The sequence below is a fragment of the Tsukamurella pseudospumae genome (assembly GCF_001575205.1).
Taxonomy (GTDB): Bacteria; Actinomycetota; Actinomycetes; order Mycobacteriales; family Mycobacteriaceae; genus Tsukamurella; species Tsukamurella pseudospumae.
The window spans coordinates 269160-285020 of record NZ_LSRE01000044.1 but is presented as its reverse complement, the minus strand read 5'-3'; the positions used below and the strand labels follow the sequence as shown (position 1 = coordinate 285020).

Sequence of the window (15861 nt, the reverse complement as noted above, 5' to 3'; positions counted from 1 at the left end):
GTCAGGCCTCCCCGCGAACGGCCGATCCCGTGGCCGGCCGGTTCACGATCACCGCCGAGCGGACTCGCGACGAACCCGGGTGGAGGATTTGTGTGATTCGACCGGGCCCCCTGTGTCCTGATCAGGGCGAACAGTGTTCGTCGCGTGCTGATGCGCACGGTTGATCGTGGCGTCCACCGACACCGCCGTCCAATCGATCTTGCCCGCCGCATCGGCGTCGGCGAGGAGCGCGGCCAGAACCTTGTCCCAGGTTCCGTCCTGGGCGTAACGCCGGTGACGCTTCCAGGCCGTCTTCCACGAACCGAATGCCTCGACCGGCAGATCCCGCCACGGAATCCCGGTTCGATACCGGTAGATGATCGCCTCGACCACTCGCCGGTTGTTCTCGAACCGACGCCCAGGCCGACCAACACTCGAAGGCAACAACGGCTCGATCCGAGCCCACTGCTCATCCGAAATCGCTTCGTACCGAGATGAACTCACGGAACGATTATCCCCGATCAGCAGTCCATGATTGGGAGACACGCCCTAGCCGCGCCGTTGATCGCCGACGTTGCAACGGACCCCGAGTCGACTCCCCAGTTGGAGGCGATCGTGCGGTACTGACCGTTGTCGATCAGGTACTGCACGGCCTTCTGCAATGCCGGCGCAAGCGGCGAGCCCTTCTTGACGGGGTAGCCGTACGGCGCGGAATCGAAGACCGGGCCGGCCGCGACGAGCTTGCCGCTCGAGCGCTTGATCGCGTACGCCGTGACGGGCGAATCAGCGGACATCGCGTCCACCTTACCGAGCACGAGCGCGTTGACGGCCTCGTCCTGGCTGTCGAACTTGACCTTCTCGATCGCCGGCTTACCCGCATCGGTGCAGGCCTTGCTCTTCGCCGGAACCTCATCGGTGTCCTCGACGGTGGTCGACTGGACCGCGACGCGCTTGCCGCACGCGTTGTTCGGGTCGATGCTCCCGCCCGCGGGCTGCGCCCACTGGATACCGGCGTTGTAATAGGTGACGAAGTCGACCTGCTTCTCCCGTTCCTTCGAATCGGTGAAGGACGACATCCCGACGTTGTAGGTGCCCTGCTGGATCGCCGGGATGATCTTGTCGAAGTCGGCCTCCTTGTACACAGGAGTCAGGCCCAGCACCTTCGCCACGGCGTCCATCAGGTCCACGTCGTAGCCGATGATCTTGCCGCTCGGGTCCTTGAACTCGTTCGGCTGGTAGGGAACGTTCACACCGATGGCGAGCTGACCCGACCCGCGGATATCAGCCGGAACCAGCGCCGCGATCGCATCGACCTTGTCGACCTTGACCGCCGCCGCGGATGCCGACGGTCGGCCGGACTCCGATGATTCGTTGTTCGTACAGCCGGCCAGTACCAGCGCCGTCGTCGCCAGCAAGGCGGTGACCACCCCGGGCAGCCGCCGAACTCCAGTTCTCGCCGCACGCCGATCGCTCATCTTGTACATCCCTTCACCTGCCGGAACCGTGCTCCGGAAAGCCTCTCACCCCACGCCGAGCGGAACGACGGTCGTCCTCCGCGCCCTTGAACCTACTTCGTCCTCGTTCCCGACATGAACCGGTAACCAGAGATTTACCGCTCAGTCCGGGCTCCCGCCCTGCGCGCTCCACCACCCGGGGCGAAGTGGGGACGCCCGCACGCATCCGGGCTCACGCCCTGCGCGCCACGATCACATCCCTGTTGATCACCCGATCCACCCGATGCTGCAGGTCGTCGTACCCGGGGCCGTCGAGCACCGTCAGGCCTGCGGACTCGAGCGCCTCCGCCACCCGGGCCCGAGGCGCCACACGCACGTTCCAGGCCAGCCCCATCGCGCCGCCGGACCGCAGCCGGGATGCCCAGCCGGGGAGGGCACCGTCGAGCAGCTCCAGGGGGCTGCGCACCAGGCCGCTCGGCCCGCGGCTGCCGTGCTGCACGCCGTACGGCAGGTCGGCCACGATCACGTCGACGCTGCCGGGCCGCACCAGCTGCGAGGTCAGCATGGTGTCGGCGGCGTAGAACGTGAGGTTCTGCTTCTCCCCCGCCAGGTAGGCCGCCTTATCGGCTGCGAATGCGACCTCGTACTTCTTCGCGATCACGGCCTTCTCCCGCCGCACCGGCGTGGTGGCGGCGGCGTGCTTGAAGCGGTGGTCCTTGAGCCAGGTGGTGAAGAACGATGAGTACAGCTCGAAGTCCTTGGTGTCCAGGTCGATCCCCACCGCGTCGAGCCCGTACATCGCGGCCTGGCTCAGGGTGGTCCCGCGCCCGCAGACGGGGTCCAGCACCCGCAGCGTGCCGTCGAGGATCCCTTCGGGACGCACCGTGGACGCCGCGGTCACATTGAGCACCAGCCTGGTGAACTGCTCGTTCGTCTTGCCCTGGTACTTGAGGATGGTCAGCAGGTCGGACGGGAACCGATCCGGCGACAGCACGGCCACCGGCCGCAGCAGGTCACCGTCGCGCTCGAACAGCGCGTAGAACGCCGACGCGAGGCCGAGGAACGCCAGGTCGCGCTCGGTCAGCCCGTCCGCCTGGAGGGCCAGGTACTCCACTCCCGCCACGGTCACGGGTTCGACGGTGCCGACTCGCCCCCCGAGCGCGGCGCGGCTCAGCACGGTGAGCTCGGCGCGGACCATCGCTGCGGCGGCGTCGGCGTAGACGCGGTTGGCGGCGGGCGCGGGCAGGAGAAGCAACTCGTTCGGCACGGGCGGCATCGTATCGTGGGGCCATGCATGCGGAGGAAACGTTCGAGGTCGCCGTCGACGGTGCCGCGGCGATCGGCGCCGTGCGCGGCGGGTGGCTGGACCTGACGGTGCTCGACGCGGCGGAGGATGCCGTGCCCGCCCTGCTGGACGCGGTGCGCGAGCGCGCCGCCGGCCTGGATGGCCTGCTTGTCCGCACGTCCGACGAGACGCTGGCGGCACTACTGCGTCGCAACGGCTTCCGGCCGGCGGGCGCGGTCGTGGGGCGGCCCCGCGGACGCACCGAGATCACCCTCGTCCTGCGCCTGTCCGGCGATGGCGCCACCGACGACGGCGCGGTCCACCCGCCGAAGCGCGAGAGCTTCGACCCGGTGGCGATGACCAACGTCGACCCCAAGGGCTTCGTCCGCGCTGTCGAGGAGTTCCGGGAGACGCCGTTCGGCCTGTATCTGTACCGCAGGTCCGACCATCCGTCGTTCCACGCCCTTCAATCGTGGCTGCTCCCCGATTTGGGCCTGCGCGCGAACATCTTCCACTTCACCCCGGGCAACGAGCGCGACCAGCGCGTCTACCTCGACGTCGGCCGGTTCTGGCGCGACGGCGACGTGTGGCACGGCGAGGACTGGTACCTCGACCTCGTGGAGCACCCCGGGCGCACCGTCGAGCTGATCGACGTGGACGAGCTACTGGCCGCCACCACCGCCGAACTGCTGAGCGCCGAGGACGCCGAACGCGCCGTGCAGATCGCGACCCGGGCCGTCGCCGGCACCGCCGCCCACGGCCACAGCGTCGACGCGTGGCTGGCCGCCGAAGGCGCCCCGATCAGCTGGCGCTGACTTCAGGACAGGTCGCGGAACGCCAGCGCGAAGCCGATGATCGCCATGACCGCGGCGATGAGGTAGCCGACGATCGACCACCAACCGAGGTGGTAGTACGCCGTCACCGCGACAACGCCCATGCCGGCGAACACCAGCGCCATGCCGTACAGCGGCGGACGCGACGCGTAGCGGTTGCGGACGCGGCTCCACCTCGACGGCTTCGCCTCGCTGGGCTCGACGGGCACGTTCGCGACCACCGGGAAGTCGCCGGTGTATCCCTCGCGGAGCTGCGCCTCCTCCAGTACACGGCCTCGCACCAGGTACCAGCCGCCGATCAGCATGGGAATGATGACGATGAGGCTGGCGACCGTCCAGGTTCCGATCGGCCTGTCGAAGCCCATGAGCACCAGTACGGCGAACAGGAAGGCGAGCGTGATGTACGACGACCACGGCGTCAAGGGCATCCGGAAGCTCGGCCTGGTCATCCGACCGGCATCGGCCTCGGTCTTGAGCTTCATCTGGCAGAGCACGATCGTCGCCCACGAGGACAGGATGCCCAGAGCGGAGACGTTGAGGACGATCTCGAACGCCTGGCCCGGGTTGAAGGCGTTGAGCACCACACCGAACAGGCAGATCACGGCCGTGAGCATGATGCCGCCATAGGGGACGCCCTGCTTGGACATCACACCGGTGAACTTGGGCCCGCTGCCGTTCATTGCCATCGAGCGCAGGATCCGGCCGGTCGAGTACAGGCCGGCGTTGAGGCTGGAGAACGCCGCGGTCAGCACGACCACGTTCATGATGTCGCCGGCACCGTCGAATCCGAGGCTCGAGAAGAAGGTGACGAACGGGCTCTCGTTGTGCGAGTAGGTCGTGTACGGCAGCAGCAGCGCCAGCAGGACCACCGAGCCGACGTAGAAGATCGCGATGCGGGCGATGACCGAGTTGATCGCGCGCGGCATGACCTTCTCGGGGTTCTCGGTCTCGCCGGCGGCGGTGCCGACGAGTTCGACGGCCGCGTAGGCGAAGACGACGCCCGACGTCACGATGACGAGTGGCAGGACTCCGGTGGGGAACCACCCGCCGTGGTGCGACACCATGCCGAGACCCGTGCTCGCGCCGTTGATCTGGTAGCGGCCGGCGAGGAAGACGGTGCCGATCACGAGGAAGGCGACCAGCGCGACCACTTTGATCAGCGCGGCCCAGAACTCCATCTCGCCGAACAGCTTCACGGAGACCAGGTTGACCGAGAGCACGATGACCAGTGCCACCAGCGCCAACAGCCACTGCGGGATGGGGTCGAACGCCTTCCAGTAGTGGAAGTACGTCGCGATCGCGGTGGTGTCGACGATCGCCGTCATCGCCCAGTTCAGGAAGTACATCCAGCCGGCGACGAACGCCGCCTTCTCGCCGTAGAACTCGCGGGCGTACGAGACGAACGATCCCGACGAGGGGCGGTGCAGCACGAGCTCGCCCATCGCCCGGAGGATGAGGAAGACGAACACTCCACACACCGCGTACACAAGGAACAGCCCCGGCCCCGCGTCGTGCAAGCGGCCGCCGGCGCCGAGGAACAGGCCGGTGCCGATGGCTCCGCCGATCGCGATCATCTGCAACTGGCGGGGCTTGATTCCCTTGTTGTAGCCCTCGTCCTCGCGGGTCAGACCCGCATGCGGCGGTGGAGCATCGGTGGATCGCGTCTCGGACATGAGCACCTCGCCTCTCGAATCACGCGGCCTTGAGGCCACGCGCCGAAATCAGTGTGGCCCCGGACCGAAGTGGTCGCGTGCCGTTTTCACAAGACCGGAACACGATTGTTCCATTCGCTCACCTTTCATTCCGGTGGCCGGACCACGCCTTCGGGGACCACGACCCGCACCGTCACCGCACGGCCCGGGTCGGAGCCGCGGAACCGGTCCGCACCCGTGCGGGCGAAACCGGCATCGCCGAGCCGGTCCGCGACCGCGTCCGCCGTCACGCCCTCGGCCAGGACGACGGTGCCGTCGGCACCGTCGGCGCTGACGTCGCGAGCGTCGGCTCCGAGCGTGACCCACAGCCGCCCGACGAGCCGTTCGGCGTACGCGGGATCGTCGAGTTCCGGCGCGTCGACGGCCGGACGGTGCGCCAGCACGTTCGTCACGAGCGGCGCGATGCGATCGGCCCACAGCGCGCGGACCGCGGCGCGGGCCTGCTCCTCGGTCCCGGTGTTCTCCAGCCACACGTCGGCCACCGCCCGGCGCTGCTCGTCGGTGGCCTGGGCCGCGATGCGGGCACGCGCGTCCTCCTCCGCCATGCCGCGCGAGCCGACGAGCCGCCGCACCCGCTCCTCGGCGTCCACCCACACGATGACCACGAGGTGGAACATCGGCGCCACCTTGTTCTCCACCAGCAGCGGGATGTCCTGCACGATCACGGCGTCCGGCCCGGCCGCGGCGATCAGCTCGGCCGACCGCGCACCCACCAGCGGGTGGGTGATCGCGTTGAGCTTCGCGCGGGACTCGTCGTCGGAGAAGGCGATCGCGGCGAGGGCGGGGCGGTTGAGACTGCCGTCCTCGGCGAGGATGCCGTCTCCGAAGGCCTCCACGAGCGCGGCGAGGCCGGGGGTTCCGGGCTCGACCACCTCGCGGGCGATCTTGTCGCCGTCCACGATCACGGCGCCCAGCGCCGCGAGTTCCTTCGCCACCGTCGATTTGCCGGCGCCGATGCCGCCCGTGAGTCCGATCCGCACCATGGCGCCCATGTTAGGCCGCAGCGACTCCGGGCACGCCCGACACCTCGTCGGGAGTACGCTCGAGCGTGCCGCGACGCAGCTCGACGCCGCTGGGGATGTCGACGGCCACGATCGATTTCGTCGACGGCTCGGTGACGTACGCCGGCGAGCCGAGGGTGAAGACCGCCGGCCGCGGCTCCTGCCAGTTCGCGTCCTCGACCCACGGAGCGGTGACCTTCACCTCACGGACCACGGCGCCGGTGTTCGGATCGAGCGCACGCAGTGCGCCGTCGGTGCCCAGCACCAGGGCCTTACCGAATTGACCGCGGGCCAGGGTCAAGCGGAGGTGATTGGACATCCGATGCGGAATCACGGACGAGTCGGCCACCGCGCCACCGGCAGTGACGAGCACCCCCTTCGTGCTCGACGTGCCGATGTCGATACCCAGCAAATACTCCACTACTGCCCACCTACTCCTCGAGTACTCCGCCCCGGCGTCACCGGATCAGTTCGGCCAGAACCGCGCGCGTGCCGCGCTCCCGCAGCCCGTCGAGTGCCGCGAGATAGGGCTCGGTGAACTCCGGATGCTCCGCGAGATCACCGAACAGGTCCGGATCCGCCACGAACGCGAGCCGATCGGCACGCGAACGCCTCGCCCGGTCGATCAACTCGGGTGCCCTGCGGTCGGACAGTTCGAGCGGCACACCGTCGTCGGCGACGCCCTCGGCGCACCGGGTCCAGGCCGCCACCACGGCCGCGGCGAGCGGCGCGGCGGCGCCCTCGTCCGCCCGCGACGCGATCACGGGCAGGAGGAACTTCGGAATCCGATCGGAGGCGTCCAGGCACAGGCGGGCGACGGTGTCGGCGATCGCCGGGTTCGAGAAACGCTCGAGCAGGGTCGCGACGTAGTCGTCCACGTCGACGCCCGGCAGGGAATCCAGAGTGGGCCCGGCCTCGTCGAGCATGTACCGCCGCAGCAGTTCTCGGATGTCCGGGTCGGCCGCGGCATCGTGGACGTAGGTGTAACCGAGCAGTCGCGCGAAGTGCCCCAGCGCCTGGTGCCCGGCGTTGAGCAGCCGCAGCTTCATCAGCTCGTAGGGCCGTACATCGGGAACCACCTGCACACCCACAGTCTCCAACGCCGGGCGACCGTGGGAGAAGGAATCCTCCAGAACCCATTGGGTGAACGGCTCCGCGACCACCGGCCAGCGGTCGTCGATACCGGTCCTCGCGAGAACCTCGCTTCGCAGTTCGGGCGGGGTCGCGGGGGTGATCCGATCGATCATCGAGTTCGGGAACCGCACGTTCGTCTCGATCCAGTCCGCGAGCTCGGGGTCGACGAGGCGGGCGAAGGCGCCGACCGTACGCCGGGCCACGTCGCCGTTGCCCTCGATGTTGTCGCAGGACATCACGGTGAACGCCGGCAGGCCACGGTCGCGGCGTCGGCGCAGGGCCTCCGTCAAGTAGCCGAAGACGGTGCGTGGCACAGCCCCCGGGACCAGGTCGGACACCACGTCCGGGTCCCCGGCGTCGAACTCACCGGTGGCCGCGACGATGTTGTAGCCGCCCTCGGTGATGGTGAGGGAGACGATCCGGGTGCGTGGATCCGCGAGCCGCTCGATCACCGCCTCGGGGTCGTCGGGTGCGTACAGGTATCCGAATATCGCCCCCAGCACACCGGTGGCGACGGCACCGTCGGGATGCTTGAGGGTGAGCGTGTAGAGGCAGTCCTGCGGCAGCAGCGCGTCGCGCATCGCGGCGTCGGCGGGGCGCAGCCCCACGCCGACGATGCCCCAGTCACCCGCCGCCGGATCGACCGAGAGCAACGTGTCGAGGTAGGTCGCCTGGTGCGCACGGTGGAAGCCTCCGACGCCGAAGTGCACGATCGCGGCGGTCGCGGCATCGCGCTGATACGTGGGCCGAGGGATCATCAGTGCCGCCGATCGTGCGTGTCGGACTCGATCCGGGCCACACCCGGATGCACGACGGCCTTGATCGCACCCTGGGCCCCGTCGGCATTGAGCGCATCCTCGGCCTGCTCCAAGCCGAATCGGGATGTCACCATCGCGTCGAGCTCGACCCGGCCCGCGGCCGCCAGCGCGATCGCGTTCGGCCACGTGTTGGCGTACCTGAACACGCCGGTCACCCAGAGCTCGCGATTCTGGATCAGCGAAACGGGCAGTGCGAGTTCGTCGGCACCCATTCCGACCAGCACCACTCGACCGCCGGGGCGCACGGCGCGGAGCCCCGCCCGGACCGCGGACGCGGCACCCGACGCATCGATGTACGCGTCGAAACCCTCACCCGGGTCGGTACCGGCTTCGACGGCCTCCGTCGCGCCGAACCGATCCGCCACAGCGCGCCGACCCGCATCGAGATCGGTCACGACGATGCGCGTGGCACCGGCCGCGTCGGCCACCTGCGCGCACATCAGGCCGATCGGACCGGCGCCGCTGATCAGGACCGAGCCACCCGGCTCGATCCCTGCCTTGCGGACCGCGGCGATTCCCACCGACAGCGGCTCCAGGAGCGCAGCGGCCTCGTCGGACACCTCGTCGGGGATCGGGTGGGCGAACGCCGCACCGATGGTCACGTACTCCGCCAACGCCCCGTCGACGGGCGGCGTGGCGTAGAACTGCATGTGAGGACACAGGTTGTACTCGCCGCGCAGGGTCTCGGCACTCGACGGCGAGGGCCGCTGGGGCTCGATCGACACCCGCTCACCGATCCGTGACGCCGGCACCCCGTCGCCCACGGCGACGATCCGGCCGGCCGCCTCGTGGCCGAGGATCATCGGGGCCTCGACGACGAAGTCGCCGATCCGGCCGTGCCGCAGATAATGCACGTCCGAACCGCAGACCCCGACCGCGGTCACCGCGATCAGGACATCACCCGGGGCCGGATCCGGCACCGGGCGATCCTCCACCGTCAACGTCAGATCGGTATGCAGAACCGCGGCCCGCATCGAATCGGGGCGCTCGAAGACTGTTGCTTGGGTCACATTGCAATAGTATTCTTGGTGATCAGATTCGCAATCAGTGAGCATTTGCTCAACCGTCGCTCAGGAGCCTGATGACCCCCCGCCCGGATTCCGGCGTCGAGAGCCGCCACGATCACCGACTACTCGTCCGCGCAGCCACGATGTACCACCTGGACGGCATGACGCAGGCGCAGGTCGCGGAGCGGCTCGGCGTGTCCCGGCCCACCGCCGGCCGCCTGGTGGCCCGAGCCCGAGCACTCGGGCTCGTCCAGGTCACCGTGACGGTCCCGGAGGACCTCGCCGAGTCCTTCCACCCCGGCGAGGAACGCGCGCTGGAGGAGGCGTTCGGGTTGGTCGAGGTCATGATCATCGACGAGAGCGATACCAGTTCGTCGCCCGGCCACGCCGCAGTCGGCCGGGCCGCGCTCGGCCGCGCCGGCGCCACCCAACTGCGACGCCGGCTCCAGCCGGGCGACACTCTCGGCTTCACCTGGGGGCCGGAGCAACTGGCCGTGGCCGACGCACTGACGGGCGCTGCGCGTTGCAGCCGGGTGGTCCAGATGGACGGCGCGATGTCGACGGTGCCGTACTACTCCGGGGCCGATCACGCCCTGACCCGGTTCGCCGAGCATCTGGACGCCCGGGCCATCCGGCTCACGGCGCCGCTGTACGCCGATCCGGCGACGGTTCGGGCCCTCAAGCGCGACTCGGTCGTCTCCCCCGCACTCACCGCGGGGATCCACGCCGACGTCATGCTGTTCGGGGTGGGTTCGGTCTCCACGTCGACCACGCTGTTCGAGGGTGCCTACATCGACGCCGCCGTACTGGACGAGCTCCGCTCCCTGGCCGCGGTCGGGGAGATCGGCGGCCGCTTCTACGACGCCGACGGTGCCGAGCTCCCGTCCAGCCTGGTCGCCCGGACGCTGTCCGTACCGCTGGAGGCGATCCGCGCCTGCCGCACGTCGATCCTGATCGCGAACGACGCCGACCGCCACGAGTCCGTCCGCGCCGCCCTGCGCGGCGGCTACGCCACGGTCCTGGTGACCGATCTCGCCACCGCTCGCTGGCTGATCGAGCATCGCTGACGCGCCCACTGAACGGGGAACGCCCCGCATCCGTGAAAGGATGCGGGGCGTTCGGTACAGCTGTGAAGCCGTGAATCAGGCGTTGCCGGACAGCTTCTCGCGGAGAGCAGCGAGCTGCGCATCGCTGGCCAGCGAACCGCCGGTGCTCTGCGGGGCCTCGTTGCCACCACGGTCGTTCGAGGACGACTCGCTCGAGTAGTTCGCGCCACCCGCGGCCGGACCACCGGCAGCGGCCTCGGCGGCCTCGTCGGCCGCGAACTTCTCCATCTGCGCGGTGTGCATCTTGTGGCGACGCTCCGCCTCGGCGTAGCGACCCTCCCACTCCTCGCGCTGCTTCTCGAAGCCCTCGAGCCACTCGTTGGTCTCGGGATCGAAGCCCTCGGGGAAGATGTACTCGCCGTTCTCGTCGTAGCTGTCGGCCATGCCGTACTTCGACGGGTCGAACTCCTCGGTGTAGTCCTCGTTGGCCTGCTTGAGGCTCAGCGAGATACGACGACGCTCGAGGTCGATGTCGATGACGCGCACCATGGCGTCGTCGCCGACCGAGACGACCTGGTCCGGGACCTCGACGTGGCGCTCGGCCAGCTCCGAGATGTGGACGAGGCCCTCGATGCCCTCCTCGACGCGGACGAACGCGCCGAACGGGACGAGCTTGGTGACCTTGCCGGGCACGATCTGGCCGATGGCGTGGGTCCGGGCGAACTGACGCCACGGATCCTCCTGGGTCGCCTTGAGCGACAGCGAGACGCGCTCGCGGTCCAGGTCGACGTCGAGGACCTCGACGGTGACCTCGTCGCCCACGGTGACCACCTCGGACGGGTGATCGATGTGCTTCCAGGACAGCTCCGAGACGTGCACGAGGCCGTCGACGCCGCCCAGGTCCACGAAGGCACCGAAGTTGACGATCGAGGACACGACGCCCTTGCGGACCTGGCCCTTCTGCAGCTGGTGCAGGAACTCGCTGCGGACCTCGGACTGGGTCTGCTCGAGCCACGCACGGCGCGACAGGACCACGTTGTTGCGGTTCTTGTCGAGCTCGATGATCTTCGCCTCGATCTCCTTGCCGATGTACGGCTGGAGGTCGCGCACACGACGCATCTCGACCAGCGAGGCCGGGAGGAAGCCGCGGAGGCCGATGTCCAGGATGAGACCACCCTTGACCACCTCGATGACGGTGCCCTTGACGGCCTCGTCCTTCTCCTTGAGCTCCTCGATCGTGCCCCAGGCGCGCTCGTACTGCGCACGCTTCTTGGACAGGATCAGGCGGCCTTCCTTGTCCTCCTTGGTGAGGACGAGAGCCTCGACGGCATCGCCGACGTTGACGACCTCGGACGGGTCGACGTCGTGCTTGATGCTCAGCTCGCGGGAGGGGATGACACCCTCGGTCTTGTAACCGATGTCGAGCAGGACCTCGTCACGGTCGACCTTGACGATGGTGCCCTCGACGATGTCGCCATCGTTGAAGTACTTGATCGTGGCGTCGATCGCTGCGAGGAAATCCTCCGCGGTGCCGATGTCGTTGACGGCGACCTGCGGGGACGTAACGGTGGTGGTGGGCATTGGGTAAGTTGCTCCGGACAGGGTGCTAGTAGTGTGGTCGAGATCGCGCACGCATGGGCACACGCGAGGTCAAGGCTACTCCACCGCGTGCAACCTGGGCAAACCGCCCTCCCCGCGCCCTCTCACCGCCCGCCATCGAGAGGCTTCCCCGTGACCTACCGCCCCAAACCCGACATGCGTCGGGACAGCGCCGGCTCGGAGGCCGCCAACCGGTCCTGGTGGGACGCCGACGCGGACGCCTATCACGCCGAGCACGCCGCCTTCCTCGGCGTCGACAGCGCCGACGGCGACTTCGTCTGGTGCCCCGAGGGGCTGCGCGAGGCCGAGGCCGGGCTGCTCGGCACCGTCGGACCCGGGACCGTGGCGGTGGAGATCGGCTGCGGCAGCGCCCCCTGCTCCCGGTGGCTCGCCGCGCAGGGCGCCGCGGTGGTAGGCATCGACATCTCGGCCGGCATGCTGCGCCGCGGACTCCCCCAGGTGCGGGGCGGCAATCCGCTCCTGGTCCAGGCCGGAGCCGAGAGGCTGCCCGTCGCCGACGGTGCCGCCGACGTCGTCTGCTCGGCCTTCGGCGGCATCCCCTTCGTCGCCGACTCGGCGCAGGTCATGGCCGAGGCCTACCGCGTGCTGCGCCCGGGCGGGCGCTTCGTGTTCTCCGTGAACCACCCGATGCGCTGGACGTTCCTCGACGATCCCGGCCCCGAGGGCCTCGTCGCGACCCTGTCCTACTTCGATCGGTCCCCGTACGTCGAGACGGACGACGACGGGGCCCCCACGTACGTCGAGCACCACCGGACCATGGGCGACCGTATCCGCGAGATCGTGGGCGCGGGCCTGCGCGTGGTCGACGTCCTCGAGCCCGAGTGGCCCGAGGGATTCACCCAGGAGTGGGGCCAGTGGAGTCCGTTGCGCGGCGCGATCTTCCCCGGCACGGCGATCTTCTGCTGCGAAAAGCCCGGATAGCCGGGTCCCTGTCGCGATGTCCGGTCTCCAGCTGATTCACAGCTGATCGTGGCCCCGCGTTCATGGAAATCGGGTCCACTCGGGTGCGGGCGGTCCGAATCGCGATCGCACAGCTGCACGAGGAGAACCATTTCTATGAGCCGATTCACCCGCACCCGGCTGGCGGCCGCGACCGCGGCCGTCGCTGCCCTGTCCGGCGCGGCGCTGCTCGCCCCCGCCGCCGCGAACGCCGCGCCCGTCTCCCCGACGGCGCCCGTTCCCGGCACCCAGTGCAACGTCGGCCAGGTCGAGCGCGCCACCGCGAAGGTGGCGCCGGAGTTCTGGCAGCACATCAGCACCAACGCGAAGGCGAAGGACCGGTTCGAGCAGATGCTCGTCAAGACCCAGGCGCAACGCACGGCGGATCGCGCAGCCGCCAAGAAGGCCCGCGAGGCGCGCAAGGCCGAATGGCAGAAGGCACATCCCGGACAGACCCCGCCCGCGCACCCGCACGGCAAGGACCACGACAAGGGCAAGCCGAAGCTGACGAAGGCCCAGGTCGAGCAGAAGATCGCGACGATCAAGGCGACCTGCACCACGAGCTAGTACACGGGTATCGATCGGACGGCACCGGGTTGTTCTTGCCCGGCGCCGTCCTTTCGCCGTTCATGCCGAACCGGTAGTCTCGCTGAGCAGTCGTCACCGCCCCGAACAGGAGAAGTCATGAATCGGATCCGCTTCGCCGCCGCGGTCGCCGCCCTCGCGGGCGCTCTCGCCCTCGTCCCCGCCGTCGCCTCGGCCGCGCCGAACGACAAGGTCCCCGGCACCAAGTGCACCGTCGCGCAGGTCGAGCGCGCGACCCAGGTGATCGCGCCCGAGGCCATCGCCGTCATGGACGCCACGCCCGGCGGCCGCGACCAGGCCACGGAGCTGCTCACCGCCAAGCCCGAGGACCGTCAGGCGATCATCGACCGACTGACGAAGAACAACCCGGCGGCCGCTTCGTACTACAAGGCGAACCGCGCCGACATCGACGCGAAGATCGCCAAGGTCATCGCCACCTGCGATCAGTACTGACCCACACACCATTCGCCACGAAAGGCCCTGCATGACCTACCGTCGTACCGCTGCCACCGCCGCCCTTCTCGGCGCGATCGCCCTGGCCGGCGCACCTCTCGCGACCGCCGCGCCCACCCCGGCGCCGAAGCCCGGAGACCCGAACCTGTCGCGCTCCATCCCGGGCACCTCGTGCACCGTCGGACAGCTGAAGGTGGCCCTCGACAAGCAGTCGCCCGGCCTCAGCGCGAAGCTCGAGCAGGCGGCCGGTGGCCCGAAGCAGTTCGCCGACATCGCCACGTCCGACCCGGCGACCCGCCAGTTCAAGCTGGCCAGCGCCGCATTCGTTGGTTCGGCGGCCGGTTTCGGCATCTTCTCGGAGCAGCAGAACATCCAGAACGCGCTCTCGAGCGCCTACAAGTCCTGCTCGGCTCCGGCCAAGAAGTAGCGACGAACGCAGACGGCGCCGGTCCCCGAGGGGAACGGCGCCGTCTGCGTGTTCATCGGCCCCCGGCCACGTGAAGGATGGGGTTCAGGAGGCGTTCTCGATCGCCGCGAGCAGCGCAGTCTCGACCGCTGACACCGCGTCGGCGTTCGCCTGCTCCGCGGAACGGGGCAGCACGCGGACGCCGAGGTCGGGCAGCAGCCAGCCCGGCGGCACGTCCAGGGCCGCCGCGAGCCGGTAGACAGTGGACATGTGCGGATCCGAGAACCGCTCGTTGGAGCTGACGTTCCGCTCGATGTTGGAGATCTGGTTGCGATGCAGCCCCGCGAGCTCTCCGAGCTTCTCCTGAGACAGTCCGCGCGCCCTGCGAAGCGTGCTCAGCCGACGGCCGAGCGAGTCACCATAGGTGTCCCACTCGATGTCCGGCCCGCTCACCCGATCCACCGTGGTGGACGCACAAGGCGTTGTCTGCCCTACCTGTTGTGCATCAGGTCAGTTCGTGCATACACGCAGGTCAAGAGGCGCCACGAAGTTCGGGCAGCAGCGCGATCACCTCACCCAGGTGCTCGACGGTGCGCCACGCCCCCGCTCCGGCGAGGGCGGCACCGTCGAACTCCCCGGTGGTGACGCCGATGAACACGCACCCCGCGCCGCGGGCCGCCGCGGCGTCCTCGACGTGATCGCCGAGGTACCCGCGGACATTCGGGTACCGGCGCAGCGCGTCGCCTTTGGCGGCACCGAAGTGCCCGCCCACCACCTCGTCGACCTCCAGCCCGGAGTCGGCGACGGCGCGCTCGGCGGCGGCGTGCTGCTTGGCGGACACCACGATCGAGCGCCCGCCGGCTGCCCGGATCGCCGCCAGCAGCTCGCGCGCACCGGACAGGACCGGCACCGGCGTCGTGGCGTCGGTGTCGTAGTGGTCCCGGTAGCGACGCAGGAACAACTCCGCGTCGATCCCGGGGACCACCTCGCGCGCGACGTCGTCGATCGGCACGCCCATGTGGGGCAGCAGCGCAGCGTCGTCCACGGTGTGCCCGAGATCCGTGAACGCGCGCTGCGCGGCCGTCAGAATCCGCTGCCGGGAGTCGATCAGCGTGAGGTCCAGGTCGAAACCGATGGTGAACACGCCCTCTGACGCTACCTGCGCCACGTGTTCAGGGTGACGGCGCTGTTGATCACCAGCATCACGCCCAACACACCCCACAGGATCCGGGTGTCCAGTGAGGGACCACCGTCGCGCAAGGCCATCGAACTGAGCACCCAACCGTTCAGCACCGCCTGAACGAACGTGCCGACAGCAGCGCGCACAGCGAGTCCGGAGATCTGCCTGAGGCGCCACGCGACGATCACGGCGCCCGCCCCCAGAACGCAGGCGGCCACACCGACGCCGAGAACAAGGGACGGCAAGCGCACCGGCGAGAGCGCTCCCGCCAGCAGCACCGCGGCCACCGGAACCTGCGCGTACCAGGCGACGCGCATCGGGTCCGGCCTCGGGAGCCGCGGTACCCGTACGCCGAGGAAGGTGATCGCTCCGCTGTTCATGTCGGACAATCTCGCACAGGGCACTGACG

General features: G+C 69.2%; 17 protein-coding genes and 1 pseudogene. 6 read left to right on the top strand and 12 right to left on the bottom strand.

Translation table 11 applies throughout. The annotated features are described in order from the left end of the window. Positions 1-48 precede the first annotated feature (48 nt). The 3 genes from AXK61_RS19080 to AXK61_RS19070 all read right to left on the bottom strand — a co-directional run bounded on the left by AXK61_RS19080 (position 49) and on the right by AXK61_RS19070 (position 2700). Entirely contained in the window at positions 49-483 is a 435-nt protein-coding gene (locus tag AXK61_RS19080) for an IS5 family transposase (protein WP_068575361.1), read from the bottom strand. A 17-nt stretch (positions 484-500) separates the two neighbouring features. Continuing rightward, entirely contained in the window at positions 501-1454 is a 954-nt protein-coding gene (locus AXK61_RS19075; RefSeq protein WP_068746699.1) for an ABC transporter substrate-binding protein, read from the bottom strand. A gap of 211 nt (positions 1455-1665) precedes the next feature. Continuing rightward, positions 1666-2700, bottom strand: a complete 1035-nt coding sequence (locus tag AXK61_RS19070) for a TRM11 family SAM-dependent methyltransferase (protein ID WP_414930008.1) — start codon at positions 2698-2700, stop codon at positions 1666-1668. Positions 2701-3074: 374 nt separating this feature from the next. On the opposite strand from AXK61_RS19070, the gene AXK61_RS19065 reads away from it, so the two are divergent. Next, a complete protein-coding gene (locus tag AXK61_RS19065; RefSeq protein WP_068746698.1) occupies positions 3075-3533 on the top strand; it encodes a ribonuclease FAU-1 family protein in 459 nt (152 codons plus the stop codon). Positions 3534-3751: 218 nt separating this feature from the next. Here the strand turns inward: AXK61_RS19065 and AXK61_RS19060 are convergent. From AXK61_RS19060 to AXK61_RS19040, 5 genes and pseudogenes are all read right to left on the bottom strand, one after another. Beyond that, a pseudogene (locus tag AXK61_RS19060) lies at positions 3752-5224 on the bottom strand (amino acid permease); the annotation flags it as partial. A gap of 125 nt (positions 5225-5349) precedes the next feature. After that, positions 5350-6246: a dephospho-CoA kinase gene (gene coaE / locus AXK61_RS19055; protein ID WP_068746697.1), complete on the bottom strand. Its 897-nt coding sequence runs from the start codon at positions 6244-6246 to the stop codon at positions 5350-5352. Positions 6247-6256: 10 nt separating this feature from the next. Beyond that, positions 6257-6685 carry an acetate and sugar kinases/Hsc70/actin family protein gene (locus AXK61_RS19050; protein ID WP_068746667.1) on the bottom strand — a complete coding sequence of 143 codons (429 nt, stop codon included), beginning with the start codon at positions 6683-6685 and terminating at the stop codon, positions 6257-6259. Between the two features lie 37 nt (positions 6686-6722). After that, a complete protein-coding gene (locus AXK61_RS19045; protein ID WP_068746666.1) occupies positions 6723-8156 on the bottom strand; it encodes a mannitol dehydrogenase family protein in 1434 nt (477 codons plus the stop codon). Beyond that, a complete protein-coding gene (locus tag AXK61_RS19040) occupies positions 8156-9190 on the bottom strand; it encodes an NAD(P)-dependent alcohol dehydrogenase (RefSeq protein WP_068746665.1) in 1035 nt (344 codons plus the stop codon). Before AXK61_RS19040 ends, AXK61_RS19045 begins: the two co-directional genes overlap by 1 nt. A 107-nt stretch (positions 9191-9297) precedes the next feature. Here AXK61_RS19040 and AXK61_RS19035 point away from each other — a divergent pair, with 107 nt between their 5' ends. Continuing rightward, positions 9298-10290 (top strand): sugar-binding transcriptional regulator, encoded by a 993-nt coding sequence (locus AXK61_RS19035; protein WP_068746664.1) that lies wholly within the window; start codon positions 9298-9300, stop codon positions 10288-10290. 75 nt (positions 10291-10365) lie between these two features. On the opposite strand, the gene rpsA is transcribed toward AXK61_RS19035, so the two are convergent. Then, positions 10366-11850: a 30S ribosomal protein S1 gene (gene rpsA, locus AXK61_RS19030; protein ID WP_068568982.1), complete on the bottom strand. Its 1485-nt coding sequence runs from the start codon at positions 11848-11850 to the stop codon at positions 10366-10368. A gap of 174 nt (positions 11851-12024) precedes the next feature. Here rpsA and AXK61_RS19025 point away from each other — a divergent pair, with 174 nt between their 5' ends. From AXK61_RS19025 to AXK61_RS19010, 4 genes are all read left to right on the top strand, one after another. Further along, a complete protein-coding gene (locus AXK61_RS19025; protein ID WP_068746696.1) occupies positions 12025-12810 on the top strand; it encodes a class I SAM-dependent methyltransferase in 786 nt (261 codons plus the stop codon). Positions 12811-12945: 135 nt separating this feature from the next. Next, positions 12946-13395, top strand: a complete 450-nt coding sequence (locus AXK61_RS19020; RefSeq protein WP_068746663.1) for a hypothetical protein — start codon at positions 12946-12948, stop codon at positions 13393-13395. A gap of 117 nt (positions 13396-13512) precedes the next feature. After that, positions 13513-13866 (top strand): hemophore-related protein, encoded by a 354-nt coding sequence (locus tag AXK61_RS19015; protein WP_068568985.1) that lies wholly within the window; start codon positions 13513-13515, stop codon positions 13864-13866. 31 nt (positions 13867-13897) lie between these two features. Then, entirely contained in the window at positions 13898-14293 is a 396-nt protein-coding gene (locus tag AXK61_RS19010; RefSeq protein ID WP_068568986.1) for a hemophore-related protein, read from the top strand. 84 nt (positions 14294-14377) lie between these two features. On the opposite strand, the gene AXK61_RS19005 is transcribed toward AXK61_RS19010, so the two are convergent. The 3 genes from AXK61_RS19005 to AXK61_RS25500 all read right to left on the bottom strand — a co-directional run bounded on the left by AXK61_RS19005 (position 14378) and on the right by AXK61_RS25500 (position 15832). Further along, complete coding sequence (locus AXK61_RS19005) at positions 14378-14725, bottom strand: helix-turn-helix domain-containing protein (RefSeq protein ID WP_068568987.1); 348 nt, start codon at positions 14723-14725, stop codon at positions 14378-14380. Positions 14726-14804: 79 nt separating this feature from the next. After that, positions 14805-15416: an HAD family hydrolase gene (locus AXK61_RS25505; protein ID WP_197466868.1), complete on the bottom strand. Its 612-nt coding sequence runs from the start codon at positions 15414-15416 to the stop codon at positions 14805-14807. 11 nt (positions 15417-15427) lie between these two features. Then, entirely contained in the window at positions 15428-15832 is a 405-nt protein-coding gene (locus AXK61_RS25500; RefSeq protein ID WP_068746661.1) for a hypothetical protein, read from the bottom strand. Between the last annotated feature and the right edge of the window lie 29 nt (positions 15833-15861).

Coding starts and splice junctions, on each gene's coding strand:
- AXK61_RS19040 (WP_068746665.1), bottom strand. CDS start 9,190: ATGCGGGCCGCGGTTCTGCATACCGATCTGACGTTGACGGTGGAGGAT.
- rpsA (WP_068568982.1), bottom strand. CDS start 11,850: ATGCCCACCACCACCGTTACGTCCCCGCAGGTCGCCGTCAACGACATC.
- AXK61_RS19075 (WP_068746699.1), bottom strand. CDS start 1,454: ATGAGCGATCGGCGTGCGGCGAGAACTGGAGTTCGGCGGCTGCCCGGG.
- AXK61_RS19035 (WP_068746664.1), top strand. CDS start 9,298: ATGACCCCCCGCCCGGATTCCGGCGTCGAGAGCCGCCACGATCACCGA.
- AXK61_RS19045 (WP_068746666.1), bottom strand. CDS start 8,156: ATGATCCCTCGGCCCACGTATCAGCGCGATGCCGCGACCGCCGCGATC.
- coaE (WP_068746697.1), bottom strand. CDS start 6,246: ATGGTGCGGATCGGACTCACGGGCGGCATCGGCGCCGGCAAATCGACG.
- AXK61_RS19020 (WP_068746663.1), top strand. CDS start 12,946: ATGAGCCGATTCACCCGCACCCGGCTGGCGGCCGCGACCGCGGCCGTC.
- AXK61_RS25500 (WP_068746661.1), bottom strand. CDS start 15,832: ATGAACAGCGGAGCGATCACCTTCCTCGGCGTACGGGTACCGCGGCTC.
- AXK61_RS19010 (WP_068568986.1), top strand. CDS start 13,898: ATGACCTACCGTCGTACCGCTGCCACCGCCGCCCTTCTCGGCGCGATC.
- AXK61_RS19025 (WP_068746696.1), top strand. CDS start 12,025: ATGCGTCGGGACAGCGCCGGCTCGGAGGCCGCCAACCGGTCCTGGTGG.
- AXK61_RS19065 (WP_068746698.1), top strand. CDS start 3,075: ATGACCAACGTCGACCCCAAGGGCTTCGTCCGCGCTGTCGAGGAGTTC.
- AXK61_RS19015 (WP_068568985.1), top strand. CDS start 13,513: ATGAATCGGATCCGCTTCGCCGCCGCGGTCGCCGCCCTCGCGGGCGCT.